Source organism: Dyadobacter luteus, assembly GCF_003383615.1.
Lineage (GTDB): Bacteria > Bacteroidota > Bacteroidia > Cytophagales > Spirosomataceae > Dyadobacter > Dyadobacter luteus.
In genome coordinates this window covers 1-17447 of sequence record NZ_QNUL01000002.1, presented here as the reverse complement: position 1 = coordinate 17447, position 17447 = coordinate 1, and the positions used below count along the sequence as shown (strand labels likewise).

13 protein-coding genes are annotated in these 17447 nt (G+C 42.3%); 7 read left to right on the top strand and 6 right to left on the bottom strand.

What is annotated here, in order from left to right:
- The first annotated feature begins 407 nt into the window (after positions 1-407).
- From DSL64_RS02935 to DSL64_RS02920, 4 genes are read left to right on the top strand one after another with little or no spacing between them, the layout of a single operon-like run.
- Positions 408-1505 carry a ComEC/Rec2 family competence protein gene (locus DSL64_RS02935; RefSeq protein WP_115829167.1) on the top strand — a complete coding sequence of 366 codons (1098 nt, stop codon included), beginning with the start codon at positions 408-410 and terminating at the stop codon, positions 1503-1505.
- The gene (locus tag DSL64_RS02930; RefSeq protein ID WP_115829166.1) at positions 1498-2601 is read left to right on the top strand and encodes a trypsin-like serine protease; all 1104 of its coding nucleotides are present in this window, start codon (positions 1498-1500) and stop codon (positions 2599-2601) included. Before DSL64_RS02935 ends, DSL64_RS02930 begins: the two co-directional genes overlap by 8 nt.
- The gene (locus DSL64_RS02925; RefSeq protein WP_115829165.1) at positions 2594-3091 is read left to right on the top strand and encodes a hypothetical protein; all 498 of its coding nucleotides are present in this window, start codon (positions 2594-2596) and stop codon (positions 3089-3091) included. Before DSL64_RS02930 ends, DSL64_RS02925 begins: the two co-directional genes overlap by 8 nt.
- A complete protein-coding gene (locus tag DSL64_RS02920; protein WP_115829164.1) occupies positions 3079-4995 on the top strand; it encodes a hypothetical protein in 1917 nt (638 codons plus the stop codon). The genes DSL64_RS02925 and DSL64_RS02920 overlap by 13 nt, the downstream gene beginning before the upstream one ends.
- Positions 4996-5300: 305 nt before the next feature.
- Here the strand turns inward: DSL64_RS02920 and DSL64_RS28890 are convergent, their stop codons facing one another.
- From DSL64_RS28890 to DSL64_RS02885, 6 genes are all read right to left on the bottom strand, one after another.
- On the bottom strand, positions 5301-5474 hold the full coding sequence (locus DSL64_RS28890; protein ID WP_158547857.1) for a hypothetical protein: 174 nt from the start codon (positions 5472-5474) through the stop codon (positions 5301-5303).
- A gap of 264 nt (positions 5475-5738) precedes the next feature.
- Entirely contained in the window at positions 5739-6227 is a 489-nt protein-coding gene (locus tag DSL64_RS02910; RefSeq protein WP_115829162.1) for a hypothetical protein, read from the bottom strand.
- Between the two features lie 141 nt (positions 6228-6368).
- Positions 6369-7418 carry a ParA family protein gene (locus DSL64_RS02905; protein ID WP_115829161.1) on the bottom strand — a complete coding sequence of 350 codons (1050 nt, stop codon included), beginning with the start codon at positions 7416-7418 and terminating at the stop codon, positions 6369-6371.
- 560 nt (positions 7419-7978) lie between these two features.
- On the bottom strand, positions 7979-11209 hold the full coding sequence (locus DSL64_RS02895; protein WP_115829159.1) for an error-prone DNA polymerase: 3231 nt from the start codon (positions 11207-11209) through the stop codon (positions 7979-7981).
- Between the two features lie 6 nt (positions 11210-11215).
- Entirely contained in the window at positions 11216-12715 is a 1500-nt protein-coding gene (locus DSL64_RS02890) for a Y-family DNA polymerase (protein ID WP_115829158.1), read from the bottom strand.
- 1 nt (position 12716) lies between these two features.
- The gene (locus DSL64_RS02885) at positions 12717-13451 is read right to left on the bottom strand and encodes an ImuA family protein (protein WP_115829157.1); all 735 of its coding nucleotides are present in this window, start codon (positions 13449-13451) and stop codon (positions 12717-12719) included.
- Positions 13452-13523: 72 nt separating this feature from the next.
- Here DSL64_RS02885 and DSL64_RS02880 point away from each other — a divergent pair, with 72 nt between their 5' ends.
- From DSL64_RS02880 to DSL64_RS02865, 3 genes are all read left to right on the top strand, one after another.
- Positions 13524-14342: an XRE family transcriptional regulator gene (locus DSL64_RS02880; RefSeq protein WP_115829156.1), complete on the top strand. Its 819-nt coding sequence runs from the start codon at positions 13524-13526 to the stop codon at positions 14340-14342.
- A gap of 985 nt (positions 14343-15327) precedes the next feature.
- Positions 15328-16239: a UPF0236 family transposase-like protein gene (locus tag DSL64_RS02870; protein WP_115829154.1), complete on the top strand. Its 912-nt coding sequence runs from the start codon at positions 15328-15330 to the stop codon at positions 16237-16239.
- Positions 16240-16246: 7 nt separating this feature from the next.
- Positions 16247-17404, top strand: a complete 1158-nt coding sequence (locus tag DSL64_RS02865) for an ATP-binding protein (RefSeq protein ID WP_115829153.1) — start codon at positions 16247-16249, stop codon at positions 17402-17404.
- The last annotated feature ends 43 nt before the right edge of the window (positions 17405-17447 follow it).

Genomic DNA, 17447 nt, shown 5'->3' with positions numbered 1-17447 from the left:
ACGGCGAGCAGATAATGGAATCTGGGACTTGGCTGCGTCATTTACAAGTTAAAATTTCTGCATATAGTTTTCTTTTAGAATTCTGTATGTATTATTTTGACTCGCAAGTCACCACAACCCAATGTCTAGCGCTTCATTAATTGAATAGCTACAATATTGAGTTTAAATCCGCTCCGGAAGAAAGAACTTTCTAGTTGGAGATGATTAGATTTATCATCCGGCAAATAAGGAAAATTTAAAACACCTCCTTCTATTACAAATTACTGTAAATGAAAAACTTAAAGCTTCGGAAGTATCAAATTTACATTAACTGTTAATACAAACTAATTTGACTCTTTTTTGCAGCTTCCCATTTTTTATTTACTTTACCTACGTAAACCACATCATAATGATAATAAACCCTCTAAGTGAAAGAAGATTTACCTGTTACAAAAAAAACTAAAGTATCTATACTAAAAGCCTATCATGGAGATTGTATAATAATACAGACCAAAGATCAGGCCGGTAATGATTTTAATATTGTTATCGATGGAGGAACTTCGAAAACATTTGATTCTGCATTGAAACAAAGCCTAAAAAAGCTTGCCGTTATTGATGTACTTCTGCTCACTCACATTGATTCCGATCATATCGGAGGACTGATCAAATTCGTAAAAAGCGCGTCCTTTAATGCGGACAAAATTGGAAAGTACTGGTTCAACTCTAAAAATATTAAGTTCATTTCGGGTGGGGACAGTATTAGCTATGAGCAAGCTAAGAGCTTCGAAGAATTACTTATTGAAAAAGGAGCGATAAAAGATAAATGGTCGGAAGATATTTACCTAGGAAAAACACCGTTGTTACCTGAAGGATTTAAGATAGAAATTTTGTCTCCGACAATTGAAGTGCTGACCAAGCTAAAGGTACATTGGCCGGAAGTCAGTAAAGAATACAAACAGAAACTTAAGGATATCACTATATCCGGTATAAAGCCTTCACAAATCAGCCGAGGTAAATTGGTAGACCTGGCACTGTCTGATGATACACCCCAGAAAGCGATTTTAGCAGACCTTGCCAACAGCTCCTCAATTGCATTTGTATTAAGGACATCTGATTTGAGTATTCTGCTACTAGGCGACTCACACCCATGTTTAATTCATCAGTCAATGAAAAGTGCCGGTTATTCGACGGAGAATAAACTGAAGGTTGATATTGTCAAAGTATCCCATCATGGAAGTAAAAACAATACAACGAATGCTATTCTGGACATGATTGAATGTAATAGGTTTATCATATCAACCAACGGCGGAAACTCCCGGCACACCCATCCTGACAGAGAAACCATCGCAAGGATCATACATCATCCCGAAAGAATAAGGCTTAGTTACCCTTCCACCCGTAAAATATATCTGAACTACCCCTTATCTACCGTTGAAGAAAAAGCTGGCAAATTTATAGACAAGGACGACTTCTTAACTGGAAACTGGGAGCTGATAGACCGTACAAACGTATTGGAGCATGAGTGAGGAATTACTATATCGCCCATGCGTCAGGGTGTCAATTTATGTAAGCGGTGCAAAGGTGAGTCACGGTTCCGGTACACTTGTCAAGGGAGCATGTGGTTTTTTTGTTGCTACTGCTTATCACTGTGTTTTTGGGGATGAGGATCAATATGCATATCTAGGGATTGAATCAATCGTTGTTGAACAGCAAAAAACTTTCAACTCGAAGTTCTATCCAATTAGTGTAATAGAAGTGAGTGGTAAGAATAGAACCCAGGACTGGGTCATATTGAAAGTAAACTACGATGAAGGCCAAGAAGGCTTTCCTTCTATATTAGCCTCATTCTCTTTTAGAAAAGATACGCTAGTGAGTTTTACCGGATTTCAGGCAAGCAATCAAGATGAAGCAAGGCCATTTAATTGTCGGGTCCTCAACGGTATCTCAAACAGCGAGTTTCGTATAACACTTTCTGGTGACGAAAAATTTAAAGCAGGAACTGATGACGCACGTGGTCTTTCTGGAAGCGGTGCGTTTTTCGTAACTAATGAGAAGCTGTATCTCATAGGTATATTGAAAAGTGTTAAAGGAGATGATGCATTGAATGATGACATCAAGTGCTGCCCGATGACTGACATGATCTCAATTATCGGCATTAAGTCTCATGAAATTTCGACAGAAACCGTTGGTGATGATTGGGCCAGCGCACAGTTTGATGCATTAAATACTACAGACCATAGGGATCTAATTGAAAAATTAAAAGCAGTTAATAGTTCGATTTCTGAAATCCGTGTCAAACGATATTGCCGGGATCTTGCCCTCGGCAAATTAGAGCTTTCGAACATTTTCGAAAGAGACCTTAGCGCACTCAAATATAGGATTTTCGAGGCCTGTCAGAAGGAGATGGTAGAATTTTTTGATGATAAAGAAATAGCTGAATTATCAAATGATGATATAAAAAAGCTAATAGCTTTATTTACTAATAGAGCTATTGAAATCATTAGAGTCAAATCAAAGACCTACAGATACCCTATAATCGATGACGACCTGATGGAAAAGCTCGTACTCGATCTTATCAACGATTGTTATCTCTCATTTGACAAGGCTGGAATTTATGAATAGAAGTGCTGCAAAGAAAAGGCTGATGTTTATTCAAAAGGAAGACTACAACTTCCTTGCGTATAATACAATAATATTACTGGATGCCCTTGGCTGCACGTCCGAGGAAAAAAAATTCAAGGATTTCAGAAAGATAGCTTATCTAATTGATTTTATAAATGAAGGTGGTGACCCTTCAAAATTCGATCAAAGTCAATTAAGTAAGATTTATTCCAGGGCGCAAATCAAAAAAAAGCTCCTTCATCACTTAGTGATTATTCTTAAAAATAAAAACTTCATAGGCGTATCTATGAACAGCACCTCACACACGATAGATCTTTGGTTAAAGAAGACAGAAGTGTCGGAAGGCTTTTTAGACAAACGTATGTTTAATGCTGAACTATCCAACATTAAATCTCTTAAATCTGCCGTACGTTCGTTAAGGACCATTACGATAAAAACATTAGCAGACAAAGTATTCGCAGATAATAATGTAATCACATGGGAAGTCTAATTATAAAAAAGGTCATTTACTCTGGCGATGCTTATTATTATGCCTCTCCCGAGTTAAACAAAGGGATAAATATAGTCGTCGGTGATAATGGTTCAGGAAAAAGCACGTTTAGTTATTTTATCGAATATGGTTTGGGTGGAAAAATAAAGCCTTTTACCAAGGCCGAAGACAAACAAAAGTATTCTTTGATCATCGAAGACACCAACAACTATGTTCAATTAGACATACTAATAAACGATGCCTCATACTCACTGAAAAGATTTATCGGTTCGCAGGATATTTTTGTCGGACATAATGATTTTGTAGAGACCTTTCCACTCGATAGAAAAACAGCCCCATTTATTTTTTCGGATTGGATATTGGGAAAGCTTGATATACCAGTCTTTGAGCTACATATAGGAGCTTCGCATTGGTTTTTCAACTTCAATGATTTATTCCGTTTACTAAATTACGACCAGAATACAGAACCCAGAAAAATTTACAAAGAACCCGTAGCTGAGAATTTCATTGCGGATTCAATAGTAATTCGTAAATCGATATTTGAGATCCTACTTGGGATGTCGTCTGCCGATTATTTCAAAAAGATGGATACTGCAAGAGCTGCATTGAAAGCGAAAGACCTAGCCAAAGGCCTTTTGGAAGGCTTCTTAGAGAATCATGACATATCTGAACACTCATATGTACAGAGCGATAGAAAAGTTGTTATTGAAAACGAAATATCGGGATTACAAACCCAAAGGGACGAGTTTCTCAAGAAAAGCACTAATTCGGATGACAAATTAGGGGAACTGGCAGAAATACAATCGAACCTGGTTGAGCTACAGCTTAAAGCTTCTCGGGACAGGATCAAAATCATAAACCTTACTAACGAAGAATCAAAAATTGCTATACTGCATGAGGGACTCAAACAGGAAATCAATCAGATTGAGAAAATCATATTTACCCATGAAAAGCTTGACCTTTTTGCAATGGAGGTCTGTCCTTTTTGCATGAGCGAACAGAATATTGAAAAAGGGCACTGTATATGTGGGTCTAAATTTAATGACGATGACTATGAGAAATTTGTCTACAACACCAGCGAGTATAAAGATATCTTATCCCATAAACAAAAGAGCATAAAGGCAATTGATCTAGCTGTTCAAACATATCAGGAGGAAGTAAAAGAACTAACATCCGTCTTGAAGCGCACCGATGTATTAATCGAAGAGTATACCGAAAAGCTAAAAAATATAATTCTTACCGCACAATTTGCGGGCAATACCACACGTATTGATGATTTAAATGACAGAATTATAAAACTAAAGGATGAGCTCTTACAAGTAAATTCTGCACTTCGAAACAGTGACCAGGAGCGGCGGTTAAGAGCTAACTTCGATGAAAAGAAAGATGCATTTTCTAAGGCTCAACAAATCCTCAGTAAGGCTAAGATAGCGTATGACGAAAATAATGCCGCTACAATTGAGCTTTTCAATGAAACTTACAGCACATTGCTAGCAGAATCTTCCTACAAAAGTATCACTGCCTACATAGACGACGCTTATATGCCTTATATAGACAATGGCGAATACAAGGCCAACAGCAGCGAGGTACCCAAAAGGCTTATGTATTACTTTACAATTTTAAGCCTGTCGCTGAAGCTTGAATCGGTAAAGCATCCAAGATTTTTGCTAATTGACACACCCGAAGCATCCGGAATTGATACAGACCATCTAAATCAGAATCTATTACTTCTTGAGAAAGCCATTGCTCTAGGAATGGACGAGACAAAGAAAGTAAAGGACTATCAGGTTATTTTGACTACCGGATACGGCAAATTACCCGTAGAGTTCGAAAATTATGTGATAGAAAAATTCTCAGAGAAGGATAATAATTTTATCCTCAAACCCAAAGCTGTTCAATCCTAGTTTTTCAAAGTAGATTAGTTACTCTTAGCTTGCTAAATGAATTTACCAGGGCAAGTACCAAATGAGTCACCATTGGTACTTGGTTTATTTATTTTAAACCAAGTAGCTCCATCCAGCCACGGAATGTAGTGCCTATTGATGACAGAGATAGCCAAGATGATACTCTAACCTTTCAAATACAAAGGGGCATCTACTGTGTGCTGGATATGATTCCGCTATTGCAGGTATAATCGACACGGAAAACCAAAAAATCTAAGAACTTCTCTTTAGTCTGGGCGTATATAACCAATCCTCGGCATGATTGATTACTGGTGTCTTCCGAAAAGTTCATCCTTGCTAACTTTAGCGAATTTACCCGTACCACGCCTTTCGAACAAAAAATCTTTTCCAGTATCAAAGTAAACACTGTACTCTGATGCTCTCCAGCTTAGTCTTCCCTGCTTCCATTCGAAGTTGTATTTTCCTTTTTGAGATTTCATGAGTTGAAATCTCTCAACCTGATATTGCTTCTCAACTTCAGAATACGTAAGGTATACTTCTTTGCCAATTCGGTTTCTTTTGTACAAAACTCATGATCAAGATCGAAAAACGTCACTGTTAAGATGACACGATCTCCATTCTTTCAATTCCCAAGCCTCTCAGTGAGAGCGTTGTGCTTTCGAGGAAAAGTAAGAAAGGTAAGCACAATGCACTTATTTTTCCTACGTAAATACTTTCGATTCAGTCTAACCATTATTGAATATTTAATCTTTACAACATAAAGAATTTGACAATGAACTAAATGAATCTTCAACAAATTTAATATCTTCTTCTGTAAATGCTTGCCAATTTACTTCTCGACTGTCTACATTTGGTTCTGCTGAAAAAGTCAATCTATCGATTGGGGCTTTAAATTTTTCAACAAATTTCTCGATTGCGTCTTGAAGATTTATACCTATGTCATCCAGAATCAGAACTCCAATAGAAAGATTAGTCTTCTCTCCATTATTGGTTTCAAGATAATATACGTTGTTTCCTGGATTCCTAATTTCAGCAATTAAAGTTTGAGTTCCTATACAGTATCGTATGCAGGTTTCAAAAGAGTAATTCCCTGCCATGTCAAGAATCAGCTCAGAAATATCTTGATTTGAACTAGTCGATAAATATTGCTGACTTCCAATGATGAACGGAATGGTCAAGCCGTCTTTCCCTCTTTCGCGTTGTTTGGTAAGTAAAATTTCCCAGTATTTCATTAAATAAGAAGTATATCCAAAGAATTGAGTATTATGTAAAGGAATGAGCTTATAGTAGCTACATGATATCAAGAACAGAACGTGATAATTTCTGATTTGCTTTTTAACTTAGACTTCTATTGAGCTTCCTCCAAAGCGAGGTTATAACCTACTAACTAAATTTTCTATTGTTGATTTACAAAGTTCTCTCTGCTCCTTAGCCACCTGAATTTCCTCTCCATAGACTGTATATGTGTGCCTGGTCATTTTGCTTAATGGCAATCCCTGATTAGCAGCAACTACTCCAGCACTATTGAAGTCTCTTAGTTCAACACTGTATGCTACCTCAAATTCAGAAATAGAATTAATACTGTCTTGCACTGCTTCAAATTTATCTGGGTTACTTTTAAACTCCGAATACATTTTATTTAATGCTTCATTGGAAAGTGCTTTGAAAGCATGAGCAGCACCTTTCTTCTGAGTAAAACGATTTCCTAACAAGTAACTAATTTTTGGTAGCTCCAGATTGTTTAGTTTTGCCTTTGAGGCAAATGTGTATTTCCCGTACACTGGGTGAGTGACAGATGTACCCCAAATTAGATTAAATAGCCCTGTAATTGCAAATATTGAGGAATCATCAGCGTTGATCGGTACAAGCAGTTTATCACCGCCAACGATAGCCAGCTGTGTGTATATAGCAAAACTTGGATTAGTATCAATAAAATACGTGCAACTTCGTGAAGGGTCTATTCTTTTACTTGTTAAATTCTTGATAATGCTGTGGATTTTGACCCATGGTTTATCTGCAGCTGAAAGAGGCGTAGCCTCGGCTCTTTCCGACAATAATGGTGCTATAAGCTCTAGGTTTCCGTCACCTGAAATTAAATATAAATTTTCGGCCAAATTGCTATTTATGTCGGAAAGTTTTGTAATATACTTACTAATCTCCGCATCTCCATTTAATGTTGCTTCTGTGATATAACCTACAACACTTTGAGGCTCGTCTTTCGAAATCAATTCCTGCAATTTAGCTTCGCTCTGTTTCCCCCCTCCCATTAACATAGATGAAGAATTCGCCTGAGGGCACATATCTATTACAATAACATCTCTATCAGGATTAGTCTCTGCATATACGGATGCAATATGAAAAGTAATTGTACTCTTCCCAACTCCACCCTTATTATTCCACATTACGTAACTTTTATTGCTCATTATAGTTGAATTTTATATTAACTTTAAATTTAAGAATCACTACTTCTAATAATGCTAGTTTATTTAAGTGCTCCAAATTTTGGCAAGAATACACTCAATGTTCTCTGTATAGGTTCAGGCCCAATCCGGAGCAGTAATTTACACTTTAAATTTTCAAAAAAGAAACTTTCTATACTTTTGCATCAGAACGATCAAAGAGCAAGAACTAGCAGACCTGACCGAATATTTCAAAAATGCAAAGTGTCCAATAGGATGTTTTTAACTAAACAAATGTATCTTCTCAGAAAATTAATAATTCCAAATACCATTGCTAAAATATTGGCTTACAAAGATTCGATCGAGGTCAGAGATCCATTCATTAAGCATCTCTGTGAATTGAAAGTATTGAGTAAAGAACTGAAAACCAAAGCATAATTCTAGTTCTCAGTACTTCGGTGTATCTTCTCAACTCCTTTAAAAATCGATAAAACCTCTTAATTCCACCTGACATACTTCCGCTTCATTTGAACATTAATGAATGCACACAAACAAACAGCGTGGCCCTTAAATGTAAATTCCACTTACCTAAAATTCCTCCCCGAAGGAAAAATCTCAGTCTGCACGCCAGGCTTTCTGACCTGTGTCCTTTTGTTGACTGCCTGCGAAGCATATTCGTCTTTCTCGTCTGCGCGAGACAGGGTTTGAACCGCCGGGTCAGTCTGGTTCTGGTGCATTTCTTTCAGAAGGTAAGACATATCATAGCAGTGCCTCACGATCACATGGGTGACCTGGCCTTCCCTTTGCAGCTTGCCTTCTACCATCAGAAGTCTTGCCCTAAGAATCTCTTTTCGGTACTTTTCAAAAAGACTTTCAAAGAGCACCAGATTACAAAACCCGGTCTCATCCTCGATCGTGATAAAACAAACCCCTCCTGCCGTGCCTGGCCTTTGTCTGACAAGCACCAGCCCTGCCACCCGAAGAATCATCCCATCTTTGTAAAGGTCCAATGCACTTGTCGGAATAGCTCTTTGCCCGGCAAGCCCCTTTCTTACAAAACTGACAGGGTGCGCTTTCAAAGAAAGTGAGGTGGAAGCATAATCCTGCACGACGTGCTCCGATGCGCTCATCCTTGGAAGGGTAACATCCGGCTCAAAATCACTTTGTGACCTGTGTCCTTTAAAAAGCCCATCTGGTCGGTCAGTGAGTGCTGCAGCTTCCCATAGCGCCCGCCTTCTGTCAAGTCCCATCGAGCGGAATGCGTCGGCATCAGCCAGCTTTTCAATCGCCTGCTGGGACACACCTGCATCCCGGATCTGATGAATGCTATTGTAGCCGCTGCTTCTGCAGGAGATTAGAATCAGTATATCAGTTTGGGCCAGCCCTTTCACCTGACGGAAACCCAGCCGCATACTTTTGTACTTGCCCCCTTCATCCAGCAGCGTGTTGTCCCAGTCAGACAGGTTTACATCAATGGGCAATACCTTCACACCATGCTTTCGGGCATCAATCACGATTTGTGCCGGCTGGTAAAAGCCCATCGGCATACTATTTAGAAGCGCGGTAGCAAATACATCAGGGTAAAAGCATTTCATGTAACATGACACATACACCAGCAGCGCAAAGCTGGCAGCGTGGCTTTCGGGAAAACCGTAGCTTCCAAAACCTTCCAGCTGCTTGAAGATCCGCTGGGCGAATTCAAGACTGTATCCGTTGGCCAGCATACCCTCGATCAATTTTTTCTCGTACTGGGCCACCAGTCCCTTTGCTTTAAAGGTAGCCATGCTCCGCCGGAGCCCGTCTGCTTCAGCAGGCGTAAAGCCCGCCGCCACAATCGCTATTTTCATCGCCTGCTCCTGAAAAAGCGGAACACCTAGTGTGCGTTTGAGGATCTCTTCGAGTTCTTTAGAAGGGTACTCAATCTTTTCTTCACCGTTACGCCTTCTCAGGTAAGGATGCACCATATCTCCCTGTATTGGCCCAGGCCGCACGATGGCCACCTCAATGACCAGATCATAAAAAGTCTTGGGCCTGAGCCTTGGCAGCATCGACATCTGCGCGCGGCTTTCGATCTGAAAAACGCCCAATGTGTCCGCATCACTGATCATATCGTAAACCTCTTTGAGATCCTGTTTTACATTGGCCAGTGTGTAATTTTTGCTGTAATGCTTTTTGGCCAGATCAAATGCTTTTCTGATACAGGTCAGCATGCCCAGCGCAAGCACATCAATTTTCAGAAAACCCAGCGCATCAATATCGTCCTTGTTCCATTCAATATTGGTGCGGTCTGCCATGCGGGCATTGATCACCGGGCACAGGTCTGTGATCTTGCCTTCGGTGATCACAAAACCTCCGGTATGCTGCCCCAGTTGCCGTGGGAAACCCATAAACTGCGAGGTAAGCTCCAGGACTTTTCTCAGGTGCGCATCATCCGGGTTAAAGCCGTGCTCACTGATTCTTTTACCATCAAACCACTCATCTGTAAACTCCCAGATCGAGTTAGCCAGCCTTCCGATCGCATCCTGTGACATGCCCATCGCCTTGGCCACATCGCGGATCGCGCCCCGCTGGTGCAGCTGGGTGACCGTGGCCACAATCGCCGAACGGTCACGGCCATACTTGTTGTAGATATACTGTATGACTTCCTCGCGCCGCTCGTGCTCAAAATCAACGTCAATGTCAGGCGGCTCGTTTCTGGCAGAAGAGATAAAGCGTTCGAAGAGAAGATCAAATTTTGTCGGGTTCACAGAGGTAATCCCAAGACAAAAACAGACCGCTGAATTAGCTGCTGAACCCCTGCCCTGACACAGAATACCCTGCTGCCGGGCAAAGCGCACAATGTCGTAAACTGTCAGAAAGTAGGAGGCATAATTCTTCTCTTCTATGAATTTAAGCTCATACTCCAGGGTCTGTTTTACTTTCTCTGGGATCGTGCCTTGAAAGCAGTCCGGAGCCATCTTCCAGGTCAGATACGTCAGCTGTTGCATGGGTGTTCTGCCCTCGGTAGTAATCTCTTTAGGATATTCATATTTTAAACTATCCAGCGAAAACAGGCAGGCGCCGGCCAGCACCTGTGTATTGCTGATGGCATCCTCATAAGCCCTGAATAGCCGGAGCATTTCCGCCTGTGGCTTCAGATGGCGCTCCGCGTTCTGGTGCAGTCTGTAGCCTGCATCATAGATGGTGCACTTCTCTCTGATGCAGGTGACAATATCCTGAAGCTGTCTTCGGTCCGGATGATGATAATGCACATCATTGGTGGCCACTAGCGGCACACCCAGATTGTCGGAAAGTTCTCTAAGCCGGAAAAGGATTTTGGCATCATCTCCACGGTAGGCCCTTCTTACTGCCAGGTAAAGCGCGTCTGCCAGTTTTTGTTTGTATTCTTTCAGGTGGGCAGCAAATGAGCTGTCGAGCTCAAAGAATTCATTAAGTGATTCTGGTGGCAGAACTACAAACTGCATTCCTTCTTTATAAGCATACACATCCGCTTTGTTTGGCAGACACTTGCCTTTTTCAGTGCGCGAGTTGCCTAGCGAGAGCAGAGCTGATAACCTGCTATAAGCAGAGATATCGGTGGGATATGCCAGAAGGCTGGGCCCATCTGCCAGGTTCAATCGGCATCCTACTATGATTCGGATGTTTCTGGCTTTCGCTGCTGTGTGCGCCCTGACGATACCCGCCAGCGTGTTGTGGTCTGTGATGGCGATCTCTGTATAACCCAGATCAGCCGCCTGCGTGATCATCTCTTCAGGATGCGAAGCGCCCCTCAGAAATGTAAAATTGGTCGTGACCTGTAGTTCTGTGTATTTCATAGCTGCTCAGGAAAAAAAGCCATGTAAAAACCACTCGGGAAAATCCTTTCCGTAATGCCCCAGACGGAATATCCAGTAGCGGGCTCCCTGATGGTCTTCGATGATGTAATAGTCGCGGTGAAGCCCAGCTTGTATCCACCACTCCTGCTCTATGCGCTCAGGGCCATCTGCCCTGATCACATTATGGATCATGCCCAGGTAACGAAACAGCATCGGCGGGTAGTCCGGCACGGGCGCTGTTACATGTATTTTCTCAGGCGTTGTTAGAAGACTTATCGGCCTAGGGCGCTCTGTCGGCCATTTAAAAACAGGCATCTGCTGCAAAGACCCCGCCACTTTTACCGAGCGCTCCGGCCAGTAGTGCTCATCTGGCAGATAACGGCTGACGCTGCCCTGCCCTGTTTTGGCAGTGATCGTATCGAGCAGCTCTGCAATCTGAGCACTGTCGCCACTGGCTGACTGAGCGAACAGCATTTGGGTATGCTGCTCTGTATCTTCCAGCATCAGCGCCTCTAATTCAAAAAGCTCAAAGCCCAGATCGGGCCGCAGCTTGGGCACCTGCAAAACAAAGAGTTTTAAAAGATGCTGGGTGCTGCAGTTGGCAGCGTGCGTACCGATCTGGATCTGCTGACTGCTGCCATCCATTCTGTGGGCAGTGAGCAGTGCTTTTCTTAGCCCTTTTGATTCTTTCGAGAGTCTTTGACAGATGGCTTCCAGAAGCTTTTGCACCGCTATTTCAATACCTGCCCCGCTTCGGATCGCTTCCATACAAGGCAGGATTTCTTTGTAAGGCTCATCTGGCTCGATGGCCGTAATCGGCTCGGGGGCCAGTCCCAGCACCTGGTCTAATCTCAGCAGCAGCTGCGCACCGAACCGCCGCCGCAGCACGCTGCGCGGCATATCAATCAAACTTGCCAGCTGGTAAAAGCCGAGCTTTTCCAGTTTCTCAACTATCGGCGGCTCTACTCTAAGTGCTGCCGGAGGCATCACAGAAATCGCCTGCGCCTGCCCTGCTGGCTCAATGATCGCTTTCTGCCTGCCGTAGCGGCTATTGGCCCAGGCCGCTGCCGGTGTATCAGCTATAGCGCAGCGCACATGATAGCCCTTTTCTTTCAAACGCTGATTGATATCTTGCAGGTAAAGCTTTTCTGATCCCCATAAATGCGCGCAGCCTGTGATGTCCAGTAGCAGGCCATCGTGCTCATCAACTGCCACAATAGGAGTAAAACGAAGCGCCCACTGACCTATACCGTTTAACAGCTTTTCAGCCAGTCCGGGTTTATCTTCCAGTACGGTCAGCTCAGGGTACACCGCCCTTGCATCAGCGAGCACCATGCCTGGCAGGATCCCTTTCTTTTCTGCATGAATGCTGCTGGCGGTAATGAGCATACGTCCCTTTCTGGGAGCGGCAAGCACAAAGGCTGTCTCTTTGAGCTCAGGCATGCGCACTGCGCGCTGATCGCAAAGAAGGTTTTTAAACCAGATAGCTGCATATCGGCTTTGCATATCAGCCCGCTTTTAAAAGTGTTTCTTTCCCTGGCTGAGCCGCTGTATTTTGAGTGAAATGACCAGGCATCCACTGTATATCCCAGCTTCCCGGCTCCCCGTTTCGTACTTTCAAAAGCTCTACATGCCAGCGAAAAAAACCCACACCCGGCATGCCATCACAGAGCGTGCTTGCCACAGGTGTGATCCTCCAGCGGGCAGCGGCGGCGGTACTGCTGACCACCGAAGGATTAATCCGGTGCATCAGTCCTGTCACCCGGCTTTGCTCAACTGCGAGTTGAAGACGTCTGGATTCAGTCAGGCCTATGTCCTTAAGCTCTGTGACCACCGCTGAGAGCGCCTGGCATTTCAGACACTGCTCTGTGATCCACAAAAGGTCTTTGTGGTTTCTTACATCGATGAATATAACCCGGTCAGGATCCACGCCAAAGCATTTAAGCCCTGGGGCAAACACGGTCCTTGCCGTGCTGATCCACACACTCATGCCGCCCGGCCTTGTGATCTTGCCCAGCACTGCGGCCATAAACCCGCTGGCAGCCGCCACCTGTTCACTGCTGTGACTGATTAGCTCATGCACGCAGCCTACCGGGAATACACCATTGGGAAAGGATTTCTCAATCTGCCCCAGACCCATCTCGACTTTTCTGTGACGGGTGCTGCTGTGGTAGCCCTGGCGCTCTAATATGTCGCGGCGGAGCTTGGTTACAAGCTCACTTTTGTTTGCCAGCTGTTTCATATTCTTCCATTTTTAAATTACATTTGATACAAATTGTATCAAATTATTGATTGTAATTATAACAAACATATCATGGATAGTCAAAATATATTTTTCCATAGCAACATTAAATTCCTTCGCGAACGCCTGAAAATGAGCCAGGAAACACTTGCAGAAAAAGTAAATTTGACGCGCACCAAGCTCAATGCACTCGAAAACGGGCATACCAAAGCGCCCCAGCCAGTGGATTATCTGAACTACTCGAATTTCTTTAAGATCAGTGTGGACAGCTTGCTCAGAGTCGATCTCTCTAAACTCTCTGAGCTGAAACTTCGGGAACTGCAGGCCGGAAATGATGTGTATCTGACAGGTGGACAAGTAAGGGTGCTGGCTATTACCGTCAACACAGAGAACAAGGAGAATATTGAGTATATACCTGTAAAAGCCAAGGCGGGCTACCGGGCTGGATATTCGGATCCGGAGTATCTGGCCACACTGCCCAAATTCTCGCTTCCCAATCTTCCCAAAGGACAGACTTTCCGCATGTTTCCTATAACGGGTGATTCGATGCTTCCGCTGCCTGATGGAGCGGATGTGATCTGCCGGTTTGTGCAGGACTGGACGGCTTTAAAACCAGGCACCTTGTGCATTGTGATCCTTCGGGGCGAGCAGGACATCGTTTTCAAAAAAGTGACAGTGGATGCCAGCGCAGGAATGCTGATCCTTGAATCTTTGAACCCTGCCTATCAGCCCTATCAGGTGGGCCTTGACCAGGTGCTTGAAATCTGGAAGTACCATAGCTATCAGTCCACTGCAGTGCCTGACCCGCCAGCTGACGTTCAGCATATTTCGGCAACACTCAATGAAGTGCTGAAGAGGTTGACGCTGATTGAGGGGAAAGTTCAGGGGTGATTTTGATACCTTAAAATCAGTTTAAAGATTTCGCCGGCATAGATAACCATATTTTACAAACATTTCTTTGTGACATAAAATAAACTATCATGTCAAAGAAAGAAATTTAACTTGGCACACTTATGACTACAGTTACTCAATTCGAAGACGCCCAAGTATTAAGAACAGCGCTCACATACTATCTTGTGAGCAGTTTGCAATCAACTGTATCAAGTGACGATGTTATTGATAGCACTGGTGCAAACTTCGAATTTAAGATCGCTGGCCTAAATGAATCGTTACATTGCCGGTTCACGCACGAGGAAATCGCTAAGGTATATACAGCAGACGATGAATTCGATCTAGTTTGTATAAAATTAACTGAAGAGTTACTTAAACAATATCCCAATATGAAAACTCAAACAGTGATCAGGACTTTCACTATGAAGAAGTAGCAGATAAATTACGAAACGAGTCCAAGTGAAGTTCCGTAAAATTAAATTACTGTAAAAAATTAAAAAACATATTTATTCATCCTTATCTATGAAACATCTGAGTAATAGTTTCACAACTCTGGCGAGTATTGCTTCCATCATAGGGGCGCATTTCAAAAGTTCGCTTCGAAAGTTTCTTAACGCTGAAATATTTGAAACTCCTAAAGTATGATCTCAAGTAGGCGGTCTTTTCAATAAAACGAGTAATTTTACAGATATGACCCGCGAAGAATTACATGCATTGGTAGATGCTCAATATGATAAATTAACTGGTTTACAATCAGAAAAGACCTTTTACGCCTATGAGGAGGGTTTCGACTAGGCGTCCCCGTAAAAGTATGGACTGAGTTGGGTGGACAGGTAATGCAGGCAAGCTTAAAAAAGGGCACATCAACGGATAAGCGAAAAAAAACTTCTGTCAAACCCGATTCGGTAGATTAGAGTTATCCAAAACACATCGCTACAGGGCCAAAACTAATGGCTTCTTCATAAGTCCCTATCTTCAAAATTTGATGGCACTTGCCGGCGTGAGCGACGTGTACTCAAAATCAAATGACTTACTAAATGCTTTTTTATGTATTAATATTTCTGAAAGTCAGGTATATAGAGTAACTGATTACCTGGGTAATGCAGTTGATGAAGATGTGATGTCTGAGATCAAACATCCGAATTTGAATTTCAATGAACGTGTATATGCTTCAATGGATGGAAGCATGATTCAAATGGATCAAGGGTGGCAGGAGGTCAAGCTCGGCCGTATTTTCAGAGAGGATTGTAGGTCAAAAAATGGTACGAAAGAGCAGGGTGAGATACGTTATAAACTTAATGAGTCTTCTTACAGTGGCCATTTAGGTTCGTATAGCCATTTTATTCCCAAGTTTGAAGCCAGCTTAGGGACTTATAAAGATTGTGAAGACCGATTGGTATTTATTACAGATGGAGCACAATGGATACATAACTACCTGACTAATAGATTTCCCAATGCAACCCACATCCTAGATTACTATCATGCAGTGGAACATTTAACAGATTTTGCAAACTCACATTTTACAGACATAGCCAGACGCGAAAAATGGGTTAAAACTCAAAAAGGCGAGTTGCTGGAAGGTTCTGCTCAGAATGTTCTGGATAATATAGCGAAGCTTAGAAAGCTGTCAAAAAACGTGAAGAAACAACGAACAAAGCTTCTGGAATACTATAAAAATAACGTTGATAGAATGGATTATAAGTCATTTCGCAGTCAAGGACTTATGATAGGAAATGGCCCGATGGAAGCCGCGCATAGGACCGTCATACAAACAAGAATGAAGCGTAGTGGGCAGCGGTGGACTCCCAAAGGAGCTCAGGCTATGCTAAACCTGAGGGTTCTCAGAGAAAGTAATCGATGGAGTTGTGTTACACAAGCATTAAGCCACGCTGCGTAGATCTGAAATGCGCCGGTCTTTACAATTTTCCAGACAAGAGATTGAGCAAAAAACCGAGGCAATTTTCGGTCTTAAACTAAAAAAGCAAAAGGCGCAGCTTGGGAGCCTATTTGAAAAGGAAACCGAAGAACTGAAAAAAGAAATCGCCGATTTAAAGGAGAAAATAAACAGCAATAATACCGCTGTATCGGACAGTAAAAAACAAGCAGAAAGCTTGCAGAAGCAATGGGAACTGGATCTTGAAAAAAGTCTGACAGTTTTTGGCAGAAAAAAAGAAAAAATACAGGAACATAGCACACAAGTTTCAATCAAAATCGAGGGGATTGATGCGAAACTCTTGAAAAACAAAGAGTCCCTCTACGGCTGGCTTAACGAAAATGTACCCGGTTGGGAAAATACGATTGGTAAAGTGATTGACGAAGAAGACGTTCTTTTTCATCCTGCGCTCGCACCGCAATTTATTGAGAACACTGGTAATACGCTCTTTGGAGTCAAAATTGATTTGGATGAAATAAACAGAACAGTAAAAACGGTTGCTGATTATGAGCGGGATAAACTGGATTTGAAACAACTTATCGAGTCCAACAATACGGCTCTGAATACACTAAGCGAGCAGGAAAAAGAAGACGCAGATAAACTGAGAAGAAAGTACCAACCGAAGATAAAAGATGCCAGAGACACTGGTTATCAGGCAGAATATGCACTTACAAAAGCGAAGGAGCAATTGCAGGAAAAGGAATGCGGGCTGGAAGAAATTGCTGTAAAGGCTGCCGAAGAAAAGGTTCTGATGTTAGCACTAATTGAGGCGGATTTGATGAAGGCTCGGGAAGAATTGGCAACCAATCAGCAAAATTATAATACGATTGATGCTAATCTTCAAACTCAGCTTGGCGTCAAAGAAAAGGAACAAAAGAGAAAAATCAATGCAGAAGAAGAGCGAATCACAGGGCTAACGAATCTGCTTGATAGCCAATTGGTAACCAAAACCAGTGACATTAAAAAGCACATAGAAGAATTAAAAGAGCAACAATCGGGTGATCTGAAAAAGGAAGGTGCTGATACAAATCGCATTGCTGATATAGAAATTGCATTGGATGGTATTCGAACAGAGCTGGATTTTATAGAGAGCAACGGGTGCATTTCAAAACTTCGTTTTGAGGTTTGAAGAGTACTAAATAATTCAAATATCTAAAGTATTAATATAAGAT